Raw genomic sequence first — 14,341 nt, 5'->3', positions numbered from 1 at the left:
CCTTAATCCTCGTCCGGATGCTCTGCCTGGACGTGCTCTTCGACCTCGCGCCAGCGGCCCGGCTCGGGTGTCGGAAACTTGCCTTCCGTCTTGGCTTGCGCGAGTGCGGCTTCGGCCTGGTCGATGTCCTTGATCAGCTGCAGCGCGAGCTCGTGCTCGGCCGCGTAATAACGTTCGGACCACTGCATCGCGATGCGGGGGTATGCCCACGCCGGTTCGAGTGCAGCCCCCTCCAAATCCTGCGCGAGTCGGCTCCGCATTTTGTCCACGTAGGCAATGTGCTCTTGCAGGATCTCTTTGAGGCGCTCGGGCTCGTTGAGGTGTCCCAGCCAAATGCGAAGCAGCACACCGTGCTTGAGCATCGGCGGATCAATCGGCGCTTCATTCGACCATTTGCTGACCGCGGCCCGGCCCGCGTCCGTAATGCGGTACGTTCGCCGCCCGCGCACCCCGTTGTCGTTCTGCACCCGCGACGTCGCGAAGCCCTGTTTCTCGAGCCGCTTGAGCTCCGAATAGACCTGGCTGAAGGAGGGACTCCAATAGAAGTGTCCGATGCTCCAATCGGCCCACTTCTTGATGTCGTAACCGGATAGTTCCTCGTTGAACGCGAGCATCCCAAGAACCGCCCAGCTGGTGGCCGGGAGATTGGGGAGCCCGGATTCGGGCGGCGGTTCGGCTGGTGCCACGTGAAAAGGGTAGCAATTGGAGGCGTCTCGAACTTGGACGGGCCGCTCACCGGGACACTCCATTGCCCGCCAGAGCAGCGACATCGGATTCTGAAAGTCGACAGTTCTTTCGGAAAGGTTTCCCATGCGCACCGAGAATCTCGCCATCGTCGACCACAAGGGCGTGTCCCTCCCCCGACCCGACATGCTCCGGAAGGTGCTCGGACATTTTTGCACCGGTGTCGCGGTGATTACCGCTCACGACGGCGAGCGCCCGATCGGCCTGACGTGCCAGTCGGTGGTCTCGGTGTCGCTGAACCCGCCCTATATCTCTTTCTGCCCGGCCAAGACGTCGGCCAGCTGGCCACAACTGCGGGAAGCCCGCCATTTGTGCATCAACATCCTGGCGCGTGAGCAGCGCGACGTGTGTACCCAGTTCGCGGTCAGCGGGGGCGACAAGTTCAACGGCATCGAGTGGACCCACGCCGGCAACGGTGCACCGGCGATCGGGGGCACGCTCGCGCGCATCGAGGCAACTGTCGAGTTCGAACACGACGCGGGAGATCACACCATCGTGCTGGCCCGCATTACCGATCTCAGCGCCGACGACAGCGGTGAGCCGCTGCTGTTCTTCAGGGGTGGGTTCGGCCAGTTCGCCGGCTGAGCAAACGACGTACAACGGCCGAGTCACGCCTGGGCGTGACTCGGCCGTTTCGTCTACCGAGCCGATCCGATTCCTCACTCCTCGATGACGTCGAACCCCTTGTACCCGGCGGCCGCGACCTCGGCGATGATCCGGCCGTACACCCCGAAACCCCCGACGAAGGGCATGAACACCCGGGGCTTGCCCGGGATGTTGGCGCCCAGATACCACGAGTTCGCGGTTGGCATGAGGGTTGCCGCGGCGCGCTCGGAGCATTCCTTCACCCAGTCGGCAACCGCCTCCGGCCGCGCCTCGAGCGCGACCGCACCGTGCGCGTCGAGGTAGCCGATGGCGTCCGCGACCCAGTTCACGTGCAGTTCCGAGTGCAGCACCATGTTCGCCAGGACCGACGGGCTGCCGGGACCGGTGAGGTTGAAGAGATTCGGAAAGCCCGCGATACCCAGTCCGAGGTAAGTCTTCGGCCCCTCGGCCCACGCCTCGTTCAGCGTCTCGCCGCCGCGGCCCACGATGCGCAGCTTCTCCACGGACCCGGTCATCGCGTCGAAGCCAGTGGCAAGGACCAGATCGTCGATTTCGTAGTACGCATCGGCAGTGTGTACGCCACCCGCCTCGATCCGCTCGATCGGCGCGGCCCGCAGGTTCACCAAATGCACGTTGTCGCGGTTGTAGGTCTGGAAGTACCTGTCGTCGGTACAGATTCGCTTGGCCCCGATCGGATGATCCTTCGGCACAAGGAGTTCCGCAACCTCGGGATCGTCGATCACCGCCCGCACCTTCTCCTCCCAGAACACACGAGCCGTGTCGTTGGCATCGACGGTCAGCAGCTGATCCGGGAACGCCTTGCTGAACAGCACGCCGCCGAGTTCCCAGCGCTTCTCGTAGGCCGCCCGCCGTTCCTCCTCGGACACGTCGAGCGCGGACTTCGGATGGGCCTCATGGGGCGAGCCGCCCCCACTCGCCATGGACAGCCTGCGGCGCTCGGTGTAGTTCGCCTTCTGCGCCTCGCGGGTCTCGTCATCGAGCGGCACGTTGCCCGCCGGCACGCTGTAATTGGCGGTGCGCTGGAACACGTGCAACTGCGCGGCCTGCTCCGCGATGCGCGGAATCGTCTGAATACCAGACGATCCGGTGCCGATCACACCGACGCGCCTGCCGGTGAAATCGACGCCCTCATGCGGCCAGTGCGCGGTGTGATAAACCCCGCCGTCGAAAGAATCCAGCCCCTCGATCGCCGGGAAATTCGCGTTCGACAACGGGCCGACTGCAAGGATGCAGAACCTGGCGGACACCACATCGCCTGATTCCGTTTGGACTTCCCAGCGCAGGGTCTCCTCGTCGAGAGCCATATCGGTCACCCGCGTGCCGAACTTGATGTTGCGGCGCAAGTCGAACCGGTCCGCGACGTGATTGACGTACCGCAGGATCTCCGGCTGCGTCGCGTACTTCTCGCTCCAGTCCCAGTCCTGCTGCAACGCCTCGTCGAAGGAATAGGAGTAGTCGACACTCTCCACGTCGCACCGGGCGCCTGGATACCGATTCCAGTACCACACTCCCCCGACCCCGTCGCCGGCCTCGAACACCTGCACCGTCAGGCCCTCGCTGCGAAGTTTGTGCAATGCGTACAGGCCGGCAAAGCCGGCGCCCACGACGACGACGTCGACCTTGGCGGGCACGTTGGCTGGTATCGATGGCGTCGTGGCGTTCAAGGTGTTGCCTTTCGCTGGAGATGAATGCTCTCCAGCGACGCTATGAGCGAGGGTGCGGGCGTAACCAGGGACTCTCCCGCTGACCGGCATACGCGTCGGTGCCTGCGATCAGCGAGTACGCGCGCTGCTTCGAATCGAGTACCGGACTACGCGCGAAGCCCGGCGCGATCGGTTCGATACTCGAGTCGGGACATCTCGAGAAGGGATAACGATGAAGCGAACAATCGCAGGATTCGCAGTTGGATTCGCGGCCATCGCGGCCTTAGCGATCCCGGGCACAGTCGACGCCGCCCCGGTGCCAAGTGCGGGCTACGAGAACTGCACCGAGGCATGGAACGCCGGAGCCGCACCGCTGCACCGCGGCGATCCCGGCTACGCCCCAAGACTGGACCGGGACAACGACGGGATCGCCTGCGAGCAGGATCCGCGCTAGTCGATAACGCGACAGGCGCGCCGGCAGGCGGAGAACCCGTGATTCCCCGGCACGTCGACGATCACGTCGTACGCTGGTAGCGGGCTCGAAACGGTCTTTCGGTCAGCGGGAGTACCCAGCCAATAGCGATGTTCTCGCGTCGGCGTACTCGCGGGACAGTCGCCCGACGATATCCGCCACCGGCAGCACGGCGTCCACGGCACCGACGCCCTGACCGGCGCCCCAAATATCGCGCCATGGCTTGGCTTTGGTGTTCGTGTCGCTGCCGGCGCCCTCGCCGACTCCGAAGTCCATAGCGGACGGATCCGAGTGGGCGAGGTTGGCCGGATCGAGGCCGGCCGACTCGATGCTGCCGCGGAGGTAGTTGCCGTGGACACCGGTGAACAAGTTGGAGTAAATGATGTCGGCGGCGGTGGAGTCGATGATCATCTGCTTGTATCCCGCCTCGGCGTTGGCTTCGTCGGCAGCGATGAAGGCGGAGCCGATATAGGCAAGGTCGGCGCCGGCTGCCTGGGCGGCGAGGATCGAGCGGCCGTGGGCGATCGAGCCCGAGAGCAGCAGAGGTCCGTCCCACCACTGCCGGATTTCCTGGATCAGGGCGAACGGTGACTGAACCCCGGCATGGCCGCCGGCACCACTGGCGACGGCGATGAGGCCGTCGGCGCCCTTCTCGACCGCCTTCTTCGCGAACGCGTTATTGATGACATCGTGCAGGACGATCCCGCCGTAGGAGTGGACTGCCTTGTTGACATCGCTGCGGGCGCCGAGCGACGTGATGACGATGGGAACTTCGAACTCGACGATCGTGGCGAGGTCCTCCTCGAGGCGGCCGTTGCTCTTGTGCACGATCAGGTTCACTGCATATGGGGCGGCAGGGTTCTCGGGATTGTTGGCATCGTGTTTGGCAAGTGCCTCCGTGATGCGTGTGAGCCACTCACGAAGGACCGGCTGGGGCCGCGCGTTGAGGGACGGGAAGGACCCCACGATACCGGCGACGGACTGGGCGATGACCAGTTCGGGGCCCGAGACGATGAACATCGGCGACGCGACCACCGGCAGTCGCAGTCGGTCCTTCAGCACGGCAGGAAGACTCACGACGAGCGAACCTCTTTCAGCGTCGGAGTGGCGTTGAATTCGGCGCGGGCAATCGCGCGCCGATGCACCTGATCGGGGCCGTCGGCGATCTGCAGGTACCTCGCCTGCGCATACAGCACGGGAAGGATGGTGTCCTGTGACAACCCCGCGCCGCCGAAGATCTGGATCGCATCGTCGACAATTCGCTTCACCGTCAATGGCACCATCACCTTGGCTGCGGCGATATCGTGCCGGGCCGCCTTGGTTCCCTCGACATCCATTCGCCACGCCGCCTGCAGCACAAGCAGTCTGGCGGCGTCGAGGTGAATGCGGGCACCGGCGACGGTCGCCTGAACCACGCCCTCCTCGGAGAGTGGCTTGCCGAAGGCGATTCGTGAGCGGGCGCGTTCGGTCATGAGTGCAATCGCACGCTCGGCCATACCGATCAGTCGCATGCAGTGGTGGATGCGGCCCGGCCCGAGCCGGGCCTGCGCGACGGCGAAGCCTTTGCCGCGCGGGCCGAGGAGGTTCGCCTTGGGCACGCGAACATTGTCGAAGTCGATCTCGGCGTGGCCGCCCTCGTGGCGGTCTTCGAACCCGAGCACCGTGGTGGATCGGACGATGTTCACACCTGGGGTTTCCATCGGGACGAGGACGATGCTGTGCCGGTTACCTATCGGCGCATCAGGATCGGTCACGCCCATGACCATTGCGACCCGGCAGTCATCGCGCATCGCCGCCGTCGACCACCATTTACGCCCGTTCAGAACCCAGTCGTCGCCGTGATCGGCGATCTCGAGCCGCACGTTGTTCGCGTCCGAACTCGCAACATCGGGCTCGGTCATCGAGAAGCACGAGCGGAACTCGCCCTCGAGGAGCGGCGCGAGCCATTCCTGTTTCTGCTCGTGGGTTCCGAAGAGGTGCAGTAATTCCATGTTGCCGGTGTCCGGCGGATTGCAGTTGAAGACCTCCGGCGCGATCACCGGACTCCACCCCATGAGTTCGGCGAGAGGCGCGTACTCGAGATTCGTCGGACCCGCGCCCTCACGGGCAGGAAGGAAGAGATTCCACAGCCCGTCGCGTTTCGCCGCCGCCTTCAGGTCGGCGACGATCGGCGGCGCTCCCCAATGGTCGGGTTTCGTCGCCAACTGGCTCTCTGCGATCGGCTCGGCCGGCAATACCCGTTCCTGCATGAATGCGGTCAAACGTGCTTGCAGGTCCCGAACCTTAGGGCTGTACTCGAAATCCACTGTCCGGTCTCACTTCGCCAGGGTGGTCGCGACGACGCGAACAGCAAGTTCGATCAGCGCGGACCGATAGATGTCGGCGATCGCCGCGCCCAATTCCGCTTCGCTCTCAACGGAACTGGCCGCGAACTCCGCTCTCCACACCACCTCTGATCCGTCCGGATGGCCGTTGACGGTGAAGGTCGACTTATAGAAGGACAACGGCAGCGGACCCGAGACGAGTTCGTAGGTGTAGCTCCGCTCCGCATCATTGTGATCGACGATTCGCTCCGTCGCCTCGCCCCCACCGTTGGCGAAGGTCGCGTAGCGCACATCGGCCAGCTGATGCGACTTCTCCAGCGCGGGAATCCAATCGGCGACGTTGGGGGTGTCCCCACCGACCTTCCACACTGAGTCTGGCGTCGCGTCGATAATGCGGGTTTCAGTGACGCGCATGAGATGCGCTCCCCTCTTGGTTGTCTTCGATGAACAATTCGGTCAATCGCCGGATGGCGTCCGGCCCTACCCCGTGCTCGCGCAACAGCGAGTTGGCGCCGCCGTACTGCTGGTCGACGTTGGCGAGGAAGCGCTGCATCGCGTCCGCGGGCGCCGTCCACGCTTCCGGTGGGTAGATGTCTGCCGCGGCACCGTAGGAGGCCATCTGCCGCAGTCGGTGCATCGAGGCGACAACGTCATCGGGAAGCGAGGCGTAGTCGGCGGCGATATCCGCGCGAAGCACTCCGAGGGTGTCGAGGAGCAGCGCGATCGCAACCCCGGTGCGATCCTTGCCCACGGTGCAGTGCACCAAGACCGGGAGCGTGTCCGGTTCCAGTAGACGAGTAATCAGCGAGACGACGCCGGCGGCGTCCTCGGCGAGGTATTGCATGTACCGATCGACGAGCGGATCGTCTCCGTCCATCGGCGCTACCGCCGAATCCTCGGCAACGATGTCGCGATGCTGAACGGGTGCGGATAGTGGCGGACTTGCAACCGGTCGAGCGGCCCTCGACCCTCCACCGCCACCTCGTGCGGCAGCCGAAGATCGATTGTCGACCGAATCCCGGTGTCGGCGAGCAGTATTCGTGCCGCGTCGCCGTCGAGGAACTGTGGCGTTCCGCTGCGGAAGAGCACTCCTCGCCGAACTCGCCCACCGCCCTGGGTGCGGAGACCACCGATATCCCGGAACCCGAGAAGCCCCGCGTAGGTGGCGGTCACGACTGTGTCGACAGGATCGTGACAACGCAGGCGTTGCCGTCCATACCTGCCGCTCCCCCGCCCATCGTCTCCACGAGCCCGACGCGGTGCCGAGCGACCTGCCGCGGGCCCGCTTGTCCACGCAGCTGCCAGGCGATCTCCGCGAGCTGGGCCATACCGGTCGCGCCGAGCGGATGGCCGCGGGAGAGCAGTCCGCCGCTCGGGTTGACCGGCTGGACGCCGTCGCGGGTGGTGTGTCCCGAGGGCGCGAGTTCGGCGCCCTTGCCGCGCGGCGCGATGCCGAGTGCCTCGAGCGTCACGATTTCGCCGATGGTGAAAGCGTCGTGCACCTCGAGGACGTCGATTTCCTGCGGGGTGCGGCCGGCCTGTTCGAACGCTTTCTCGGCGGCTCGGGCGACGCTGGCGAATCCCCACACCTCCTCGCTGCGCTGATCCCACAGCGCACCGGAAACCAAGGCGGACGCCTCGATTCGCAGATCGTTCCGATTGCCGCGGTCGCCGCCAACGATCGCGGCGCCGGCACCGTCACTTGTCGGGCAGCACTGCAGGAAGGTCAGGGGTTCGGTGATCATGCGCGAGTCGAGCACCTCCTGGACCGTCGGCACCGTGTCCCGCAGCTGGGCGCGGGGATTGTCCATCCCGTTGCTCTTGTTCTTCACCGCGATCGCGGCGAGCTGTTCTGGGCTCACACCAAACTCTCCGATATAGCGCTGCGCCTGGAGCGCATACAATCCCGGCAGCGGAAGTGATGCTGCTCCTTCGGGATCGGTTGCCTCGGGCACGATGGCTCCGGAGAACAGCGTGGACATCTGATCGACGCCGAGCACCAGCACACACTTGAACCGGCCGTACCGCACCGCCTCGACGGCCTCGTGATAGGCCGCCGTTCCGCTCGCGCAGGCATTCTCGACAGTCCACATCGGCACGGAGGGAATACCAAGGCCGCGTTGAATTCTCGTGGCAACGCCGGGCGGCCCGAACACCGATCCAACGATGATTGCGTCGATTTCGTCGGGCTGAATACCGGCGTCGCGGACCGCCTCGGCCACCGCTGTCCATGCAAGTGATTCCACCCGCTGGTCGGGGAATCGGCCGTACGACGAGGTTCCGACTCCCCACAACATCGCCTGTTTCATCGCTGCACCTCCGCGCCGGCGACGAGGTCACCGTCGTCCGTCCCGCTGATCTGCACTCGTGCACCGAGTTCGAGTACCGCTGGTTTGTCGAGGTGGACAAGAACTCTGGGGCCATCGTCGAGGTCGACGTACGCCAGCCCGAACGGTGGCTTGCGCGTACCAACGGGAATCGCGACCACGGTCGACGACCAGGTCCTGCCGGTGCGAGGGAAGCGGGCGGGCTCGAGTTCGCCATAGCACACGGGGCACCACGGCAGATTCCGTTGCGCGCTGGCGTATCGGCACAGCGTGCAGCGCGAACCGAGCACCGCGTCACCGTCGAGAACCGGCCGGGAATCGGCGACGGGCAGTCCGCCGACTGCGGACCCGGCCCGCCGTTTGGTCGGCCGCCCGACCCCCAGCTCGCTCATCAGTGCTCGCCTTCGAGCGTCAGCGAGAAGTCGTCCGCCTCGATGTGCAGGTAGGCGCCCACGGATGTCTCGACCAGTTCCCGGATGTAGCGCATCTGCGTGCTAGTCGGGGCGAAGTCGCGGTTGCGCTGCGGGGTCGCACGCATGACGTCGATATCGTTCTCGGGCACCAGCAGCCGCAGCAGCAACTCGTCGTCGCTGATCGACTCACCGAACTTCTTCCGCAGTTCGTCCAGGCTCGGCTGCGGCGGCTCCCAGTTCTCGTAGCTCTTCGCCTTCGGCGAGCTCATGATGGTGTCGAGCACGTTCGGATCCATCGGCGCGACGGGTGTGCCGTAGAAGCCGTTCGAGTAGATCATCACCTCGTCCGGCACCACCGAATACCGCGATCCCGTCACGACATTCAGCACCGCCTGCGTACCGACCAGCTGGGAGAACGGCGTGGCCATGACCGGGTAGCCGAGTTCCTCTCGCACCCGCGACATTTCGTCCAGGACCTCCTCGAAACGGTCTTCCATTCCGCGGTCCTTCAGCTGCGCCTTGAACGTGCCGGCCATCCCTCCGGGAAGTTGGTGGCGATACTGGAACAGGGAAAACTCGGCCGGCTGGCCGACGGGCAGGTTGTCGTACTCGGCGACGCGGAGCAGGTGCTCCTCGACCGCGGCGAAGCGGGAGTCGTCAATGTCCACATCGAATCCCGCGTAGCGCAGGTTCGCCACCGTGTTCTCTGTCGAGGGCAGCGAAACACCGGCGGCAAGCGGGCGGCTCGCGCTGTGCACGCGATCCGCACCCGCGAACACGGCTTCGAGGTAGTTCATCGGCGCGAGCGCGTTGTTGCTGTGGAAATGCACCTCCACGGGCAGGTCTCCGGCCGCACCCTTGATCGCCGCGATGAGCGAGCGGGTGCGCTCGGGGGTCAACAGGCCCGCCGCGTCCTCGAGTTCGATTCCGTCCGCGCCCAGCCCGACGAGCTCGCGGGTACGGTCCGCGTAGTACTCGTCGGTGTGGTAGGGCGTGTCCGCATAGAGGATGCAGGGCAAGGCTTTTGCGCCCTCGGCCTGCACGGTCTTGACCAGGCGGCCGATCTTGTCGATGTTGAACAGGCCGTCGTAGATCCAGAAACTGCCGATGCCGTGTGCGCACAGTCGCTGCACCCACAGGTCCATCACACTGTCGGCAGTGAGACCGAACGTCACGATGCCGTTGCTGCGGGTTCCCGCCCGGACCGTCGTATCCGGCATCGCCTTCGACAGCGAGATCAGCTGATCCCACGGATCTTCCTTGCAGTGCCGCACAAGCACCTCGAAGATCGAGCTGCCCGCTAGGTCGATCGTGTGGAAGCCGGTGCGGTCCAGCTCGCCGGCCATAGGCAGGCCCATGTCCTTGCGCAGCCGCATCCCCCACCAGCTCTGGGGGCCGTCTCGCAGTGTCTGGTCGACGATGTCGATCTTGCGCCGACTGCCGTCGGGATTGCGGGGAGCGCTGTCGAGGAAACTCATGAGATCTTCTCCAGGTAATCGGGGAGCCCCCGGGCGGCAATCCAGTCGGTCGTGACTGTGCCGGCCCGGAAATCCGGATGGTCCAACGCAACTCGGGCGAAATCGGCGGTGGTGGGTACTCCGGTAACCCCCAGTCGGCTAAGCGCTGCGGCCATGCGATCCGCTGCGACGTCACGGTCGGGACCGTGCGCCACGATCTTGGCCAGCAGGGAGTCGTAATACGGGGTGACGACGTATCCGGGTTCGCAGTGGCTGTCCACACGGATCCCTTCGCCCTCTGGGGGATCCCAGGTCTCCACCGTTCCCGGATTCGGAAGGAAGCCGCGCGCCGGGTCTTCGGTGGTGATCCGAACCTCGATGGCGTGCCCGCTCAGTTCGATGTCGTCCTGGGTGAGCCGAAGCGGTTCACCGGCCGCCGAACGCAGTTGCTCGACGACGAGGTCCACACCGGTCACCATCTCGGTCACCGGGTGCTCCACCTGGATTCGGGCGTTGAACTCGAGAAACGCGAACTCGTGAGTGTCTGCGTCGTAGATGAATTCGACGGTCCCGGCGCTGTCGAGGCCGAGAGCCTCGGCGAACGCAACGCCGCTGCGGCGGATGTGCTGGCGAATTTCCTCGGGCAGGTTGGGAGCCGGAGACTCCTCCACCACCTTCTGGTGCCGCCGTTGCAGGGTGCAGTCCCGCTCTCCGAGGTGGATGACCGAGCCGTATTTGTCGCCGAGCACCTGAACCTCGATGTGCCTGGCGCTGCGGATGAACCGTTCGACGTAGAGCCGTCCGTCACCGAAGGCGGACTGTGCCTCGGCCGCGGCCGGGGACCAGCGCGCCCGCAGTTCGGCCTCGTTCTCGATCACCGACATGCCCCGACCGCCGCCGCCGGCGGCGGCCTTGACCAGGACCGGGTAGCCAAGTTCGTTCGCCGCGGCGACCGCCGCGTCGACCGATTCGAGAATCGGCGAGCCCGACAGCACCGGGATGCCTGCCGAGCGGGCGAGCTCACGAGCGCGGGCCTTGTCGCCGGCCTGCGCGACCGCATCCGGGCGCGGCCCGACGAAGATCAGTCCCTCGTCCACGCAGGTGGCGGCGAATTCCGGGTTCTCCGAAAGGAACCCGTAACCCGGATGCACCGCATCGCAGCCGGCGCCGAGGGCGGCGCTGATCACTGCCGGGATCGACAGATAGCTCTGCCCCGCTGGCGCCGGGCCGATGCACAGGGCGCGATCGGCCAGCCGAGCCGCGAGTCCGTCCCGGTCGACGATCGACGTCACCGCGACCGTTTCAATGCCGAGGACGCGGCACGCTTTGATCACTCGCACGGCGATCTCCCCGCGGTTCGCGATGAGCACTCGTCGCAGTGGCGTCCGACGTGGCGCCTCGACGGTCAGGGTCGACGGGCTAGCCATCGGTCGGCCTGATCAGGAACAGCAACTGATCGAATTCGACCAGGCCGGCATTCGCGGCGCAGATCTGCACGATCTCACCCGCCTGCGGTGCGAGCACGGGACTCATCAGCTTCATGACCTCGACGATCGCCAGCTGCTGGCCCGCTTCGACGGTCTGTCCGACCTGTACGAACGGCGGCTCGCCCGGGCTTGGTGCCACCCAGAACGCCCCGATGGTGGGACTTTTCACTTCGATGGCGCCGGCGGTGTCGACGACGCCGGCCGGAGCCGCCGGAACCGTAGCCTCGGCCTTGACCGGTTCCGGTGCGGGCGCCTGAGGAGCCTCCGGTGCAGCCACTGCCTTTGGTGCAGCGGGCGCAGGTGGCGCAGGCGCAGGCGCCGAGGCCACAAGGGCCGGTTGGCCTGCCGCTGCCGGAGGCCCGTCCTTGCCCACCGTGACGCGCATCCCGTCGAGTTCGAGGGTCATCGAGGCCCACCCGGACTCCTGGAAGGTGCGCAGAATTTCCCGCACCTCGCGATGGGTCACCCGCTCCGACGTCGTCATGCGCTTCTCCTCTGGTGTGCGATGGCGGCAAGCAACACCGGCAACCGGTGGCTGGCGACGATGGCTTCGACGCCCGCGTCGAGCGCGGCACGCACGCCGTCCGGGGCGCAGAACACCGCGCCACGAACGGTTTTGGTACCGCGTGGGATCTCGGGCAGTTGTTCACCGAGATCCCCCGCGGAGCCGGTGTCCGCGTCGAAGATCGGTTCGATGGCAATGGCGGTCCCCACCTGGAGCGGTGCGCGGCACTCGGCCCATTCGGTGAGGCGGCGCAGGTCCTCGTCCTCGCTCTCGTCGACGGCCGAGGTCGGCAGTTCCCCGGCGTAGACGTTGCCGGTGGTCGCATCGACGGTGACGACGCGACCGACCAGACTCTCGACGGTGCCACTGCCGCAACCGACGATGCAGGGAGTGTCGAGTGCCCGGCTGACTACGGCCGCATGTGAGGTGGCGCCACCCTGCTCGGTGACGACTGCGGCGGCGGCAATCATGCCGTGCACGTCGTCCGGACTGGTGGACTTGCGGACCAGAATGCATCCCGGATTCGCCTGTGCCGCTTCGGGAGTGTCAACTACGACTCCGGTGGCAACACCCGGGCTGGCGGCAACGCCGGACACGAGAACCTCCGCGCCGTCGGCAGCACCGGCGGCAATCTCCGGCCGAAGCAAGGTCCGGATCTGCTCGGCGGTGACCCGGCTCAGTGCCTCGTCGGGTTGGAGGACGCCTTCATCGACAAGTTCGACTGCGATACGCACCGCGGCGCGGGCGGTGCGCTTCGCCGCGCGGGACTGCAGCAGGAACAACTCGCCGCTCTGCACGGTGAACTCGATATCCTGTGCGTCACGGCCCTCGCGGTCGAGGCACTCGGCCGCTGCGAGTAGTTCCGCATGTACGGAGGGCCAGCGACTTTCCAAGTCGGACAACGGTTTCGGTGTGACCCGGCCCGACACAACGTCCTCGCCCTGCCCGCGCTGCAGGTACTCACCGTAGGGCTCGCGAGTACCGTCGACCGGGTTGCGGGTGAACAGCACCCCGGTGCCGGAGTCATCGTCGAGGTTGCCGAACACCATCGCCTGAATCGTGACCGCCGTCCCCAGATCCTCGGGGATCCCGTAGTGCTTGCGGTAGGCAATGGCCCGCCGGGACCGACTCGACTGGAAAACCGCGGCGACAGCGGAACGCAGCTGCGCCCACGGATCGGCGGGGACGCTGTCCCCGGTATCGGCCGAAATCGCGGCCCGGACCGATGCGGTATCGGGCAGATCCTCGAGATCCTCGGTGCAACCCAGCACGAGGCGGCCGTAGAAGCCGGTGAATCGGCGGTGCACCTCGGCGGCAAACTCGGGGTCCCCGCTCTCGGCCGCCAGCGCCGTTTCGACCTCGTCGTTACAGCCGAGGTCGAGGATGGTGTCCATCATGCCGGGCATGCTTATCGCTGCTCCGGATCGTACCGATACGAGCAGGGGCCGTCGGGTCCCGCCGAAGGTGCGACCGAGTTGGCTCTCCAGCAAACGGATTCCGGTCTCCAGTTCGTCGGCCAGACCTTCGGGCAGACCGCCGTTGGCAAAGTAGGCCGCGCAGGCATCGGTGGTGACGACGAAGGCCGGCGGCACCCGCAGGCCGAGCGACCGCATGCGCCACAGGCTCCACGCCTTGCCGCCAACGAGGTCGCGGCTCGGCTCGGCCGTGTTCTCGTCGGGGATGACGAGCCAGCGGAATCCGGTAGCGGTGCTCATTCGGGACGCTCCCGTCCGGTGAGGCGGAGGATGTGCTCGTGCATCTGGAACCACACGGTGTGGACGGAGTCGACGCGGACGCCGCTGACGTAGTCGGTGTCGCCGCCCTCGGCACGGACCAGTGCGGCACCGATGCGGTCGAGGAACCGATCGACCAACTGGTCCTCCTCGGCCAACGGACGCAACACCTTCTGCGTCTTCTCGTGCACGCGGCCGAGCTTCTCGACGATCTTGGCGTCATAGTCGGCGTCGGCATGGTCGTTGCTCACGCGGGCGCCGTCGACCTCGATGGTCTGCCAATCGGTCGTCAACGCGAGTACCTGCTTGTTCACACCGGTCTCGAACGCGTCCATCGCCGCGGTGATCGCGGGATTCGAGCGAATGGGATCGAACGCTCGCGTGTAGACGTCCTCGAGGAACTTGCGGCCGTCGGGGCTGATCATGAAGTTCCCGCGGGCGTTCACCACCGCGCCATTGGCTGCCGCCTTTTCCAGGGCCTCCTCGACGTCGGCGACCGGGAGCGCGTTGATGTCGGCGAGCTGTTCCGCGGATCCGAGCTGGCGCAGAGTCAGCGTGTGAACGGTGAGTTCGTAGGTGTCGAGCATGATGGGTCCTTTCGGTGTCGGG

Annotated in this window: 15 protein-coding genes and 1 pseudogene; 2 read left to right on the top strand and 14 right to left on the bottom strand. The window is 66.0% G+C overall.

What is annotated here, in order from left to right; all coding sequences use genetic code 11:
- Positions 1-2: 2 nt before the first annotated feature.
- Positions 3-614 carry a PadR family transcriptional regulator gene (locus A8G08_RS00285; protein ID WP_245672523.1) on the bottom strand — a complete coding sequence of 204 codons (612 nt, stop codon included), beginning with the start codon at positions 612-614 and terminating at the stop codon, positions 3-5.
- Positions 615-870: 256 nt separating this feature from the next.
- Here A8G08_RS00285 and A8G08_RS00280 point away from each other — a divergent pair, with 256 nt between their 5' ends.
- Positions 871-1,329 carry a flavin reductase family protein gene (locus tag A8G08_RS00280; protein ID WP_068268847.1) on the top strand — a complete coding sequence of 153 codons (459 nt, stop codon included), beginning with the start codon at positions 871-873 and terminating at the stop codon, positions 1,327-1,329.
- Between the two features lie 74 nt (positions 1,330-1,403).
- On the opposite strand, the gene A8G08_RS00275 is transcribed toward A8G08_RS00280, so the two are convergent.
- A complete protein-coding gene (locus A8G08_RS00275) occupies positions 1,404-3,035 on the bottom strand; it encodes a flavin-containing monooxygenase (RefSeq protein WP_068268803.1) in 1,632 nt (543 codons plus the stop codon).
- Positions 3,036-3,324: 289 nt separating this feature from the next.
- Here A8G08_RS00275 and A8G08_RS27840 point away from each other — a divergent pair.
- Positions 3,325-3,468, top strand: a pseudogene (locus A8G08_RS27840) (excalibur calcium-binding domain-containing protein); the annotation flags it as partial.
- Positions 3,469-3,570: 102 nt separating this feature from the next.
- Here A8G08_RS27840 and A8G08_RS00265 read toward each other — a convergent pair.
- From A8G08_RS00265 to A8G08_RS00215, 12 genes are read right to left on the bottom strand one after another with little or no spacing between them, the layout of a single operon-like run.
- Positions 3,571-4,563 carry an NAD(P)H-dependent flavin oxidoreductase gene (locus A8G08_RS00265; RefSeq protein WP_068268802.1) on the bottom strand — a complete coding sequence of 331 codons (993 nt, stop codon included), beginning with the start codon at positions 4,561-4,563 and terminating at the stop codon, positions 3,571-3,573.
- Positions 4,560-5,792 (bottom strand): acyl-CoA dehydrogenase family protein, encoded by a 1,233-nt coding sequence (locus A8G08_RS00260; protein WP_068268801.1) that lies wholly within the window; start codon positions 5,790-5,792, stop codon positions 4,560-4,562. The genes A8G08_RS00265 and A8G08_RS00260 overlap by 4 nt, the downstream gene beginning before the upstream one ends.
- 9 nt (positions 5,793-5,801) lie before the next feature.
- Complete coding sequence (locus A8G08_RS00255; RefSeq protein ID WP_068268799.1) at positions 5,802-6,224, bottom strand: SRPBCC family protein; 423 nt, start codon at positions 6,222-6,224, stop codon at positions 5,802-5,804.
- A complete protein-coding gene (locus A8G08_RS28295; RefSeq protein WP_342669625.1) occupies positions 6,211-6,687 on the bottom strand; it encodes a tyrosine-protein phosphatase in 477 nt (158 codons plus the stop codon). Before A8G08_RS28295 ends, A8G08_RS00255 begins: the two co-directional genes overlap by 14 nt.
- A 5-nt stretch (positions 6,688-6,692) precedes the next feature.
- Positions 6,693-6,983: a tyrosine-protein phosphatase gene (locus tag A8G08_RS28290; RefSeq protein WP_342669624.1), complete on the bottom strand. Its 291-nt coding sequence runs from the start codon at positions 6,981-6,983 to the stop codon at positions 6,693-6,695.
- Positions 6,980-8,119: a thiolase family protein gene (locus A8G08_RS00245; RefSeq protein WP_068268797.1), complete on the bottom strand. Its 1,140-nt coding sequence runs from the start codon at positions 8,117-8,119 to the stop codon at positions 6,980-6,982. Before A8G08_RS00245 ends, A8G08_RS28290 begins: the two co-directional genes overlap by 4 nt.
- On the bottom strand, positions 8,116-8,529 hold the full coding sequence (locus A8G08_RS00240; protein WP_068268792.1) for a Zn-ribbon domain-containing OB-fold protein: 414 nt from the start codon (positions 8,527-8,529) through the stop codon (positions 8,116-8,118). Before A8G08_RS00240 ends, A8G08_RS00245 begins: the two co-directional genes overlap by 4 nt.
- Entirely contained in the window at positions 8,529-10,028 is a 1,500-nt protein-coding gene (locus A8G08_RS00235; RefSeq protein WP_068268791.1) for a carboxyltransferase, read from the bottom strand. The genes A8G08_RS00240 and A8G08_RS00235 overlap by 1 nt, the downstream gene beginning before the upstream one ends.
- Positions 10,025-11,434 (bottom strand): acetyl-CoA carboxylase biotin carboxylase subunit, encoded by a 1,410-nt coding sequence (locus tag A8G08_RS00230; RefSeq protein ID WP_068268789.1) that lies wholly within the window; start codon positions 11,432-11,434, stop codon positions 10,025-10,027. Before A8G08_RS00230 ends, A8G08_RS00235 begins: the two co-directional genes overlap by 4 nt.
- Complete coding sequence (locus tag A8G08_RS00225) at positions 11,427-11,978, bottom strand: acetyl-CoA carboxylase biotin carboxyl carrier protein (RefSeq protein WP_068268787.1); 552 nt, start codon at positions 11,976-11,978, stop codon at positions 11,427-11,429. The genes A8G08_RS00230 and A8G08_RS00225 overlap by 8 nt, the downstream gene beginning before the upstream one ends.
- Entirely contained in the window at positions 11,975-13,714 is a 1,740-nt protein-coding gene (locus A8G08_RS00220) for a pyruvate, phosphate dikinase (protein ID WP_068268785.1), read from the bottom strand. Before A8G08_RS00220 ends, A8G08_RS00225 begins: the two co-directional genes overlap by 4 nt.
- The gene (locus A8G08_RS00215) at positions 13,711-14,319 is read right to left on the bottom strand and encodes a hypothetical protein (protein ID WP_068268784.1); all 609 of its coding nucleotides are present in this window, start codon (positions 14,317-14,319) and stop codon (positions 13,711-13,713) included. Before A8G08_RS00215 ends, A8G08_RS00220 begins: the two co-directional genes overlap by 4 nt.
- Positions 14,320-14,341: the final 22 nt, after the last annotated feature.

It is taken from the genome of Aldersonia kunmingensis, assembly GCF_001646865.1.
Classification (GTDB): Bacteria; Actinomycetota; Actinomycetes; order Mycobacteriales; family Mycobacteriaceae; genus Aldersonia; species Aldersonia kunmingensis.
The sequence above is the reverse complement of the archived record's forward strand: the minus strand, read 5'-3'. Positions and strand labels throughout refer to the sequence as shown.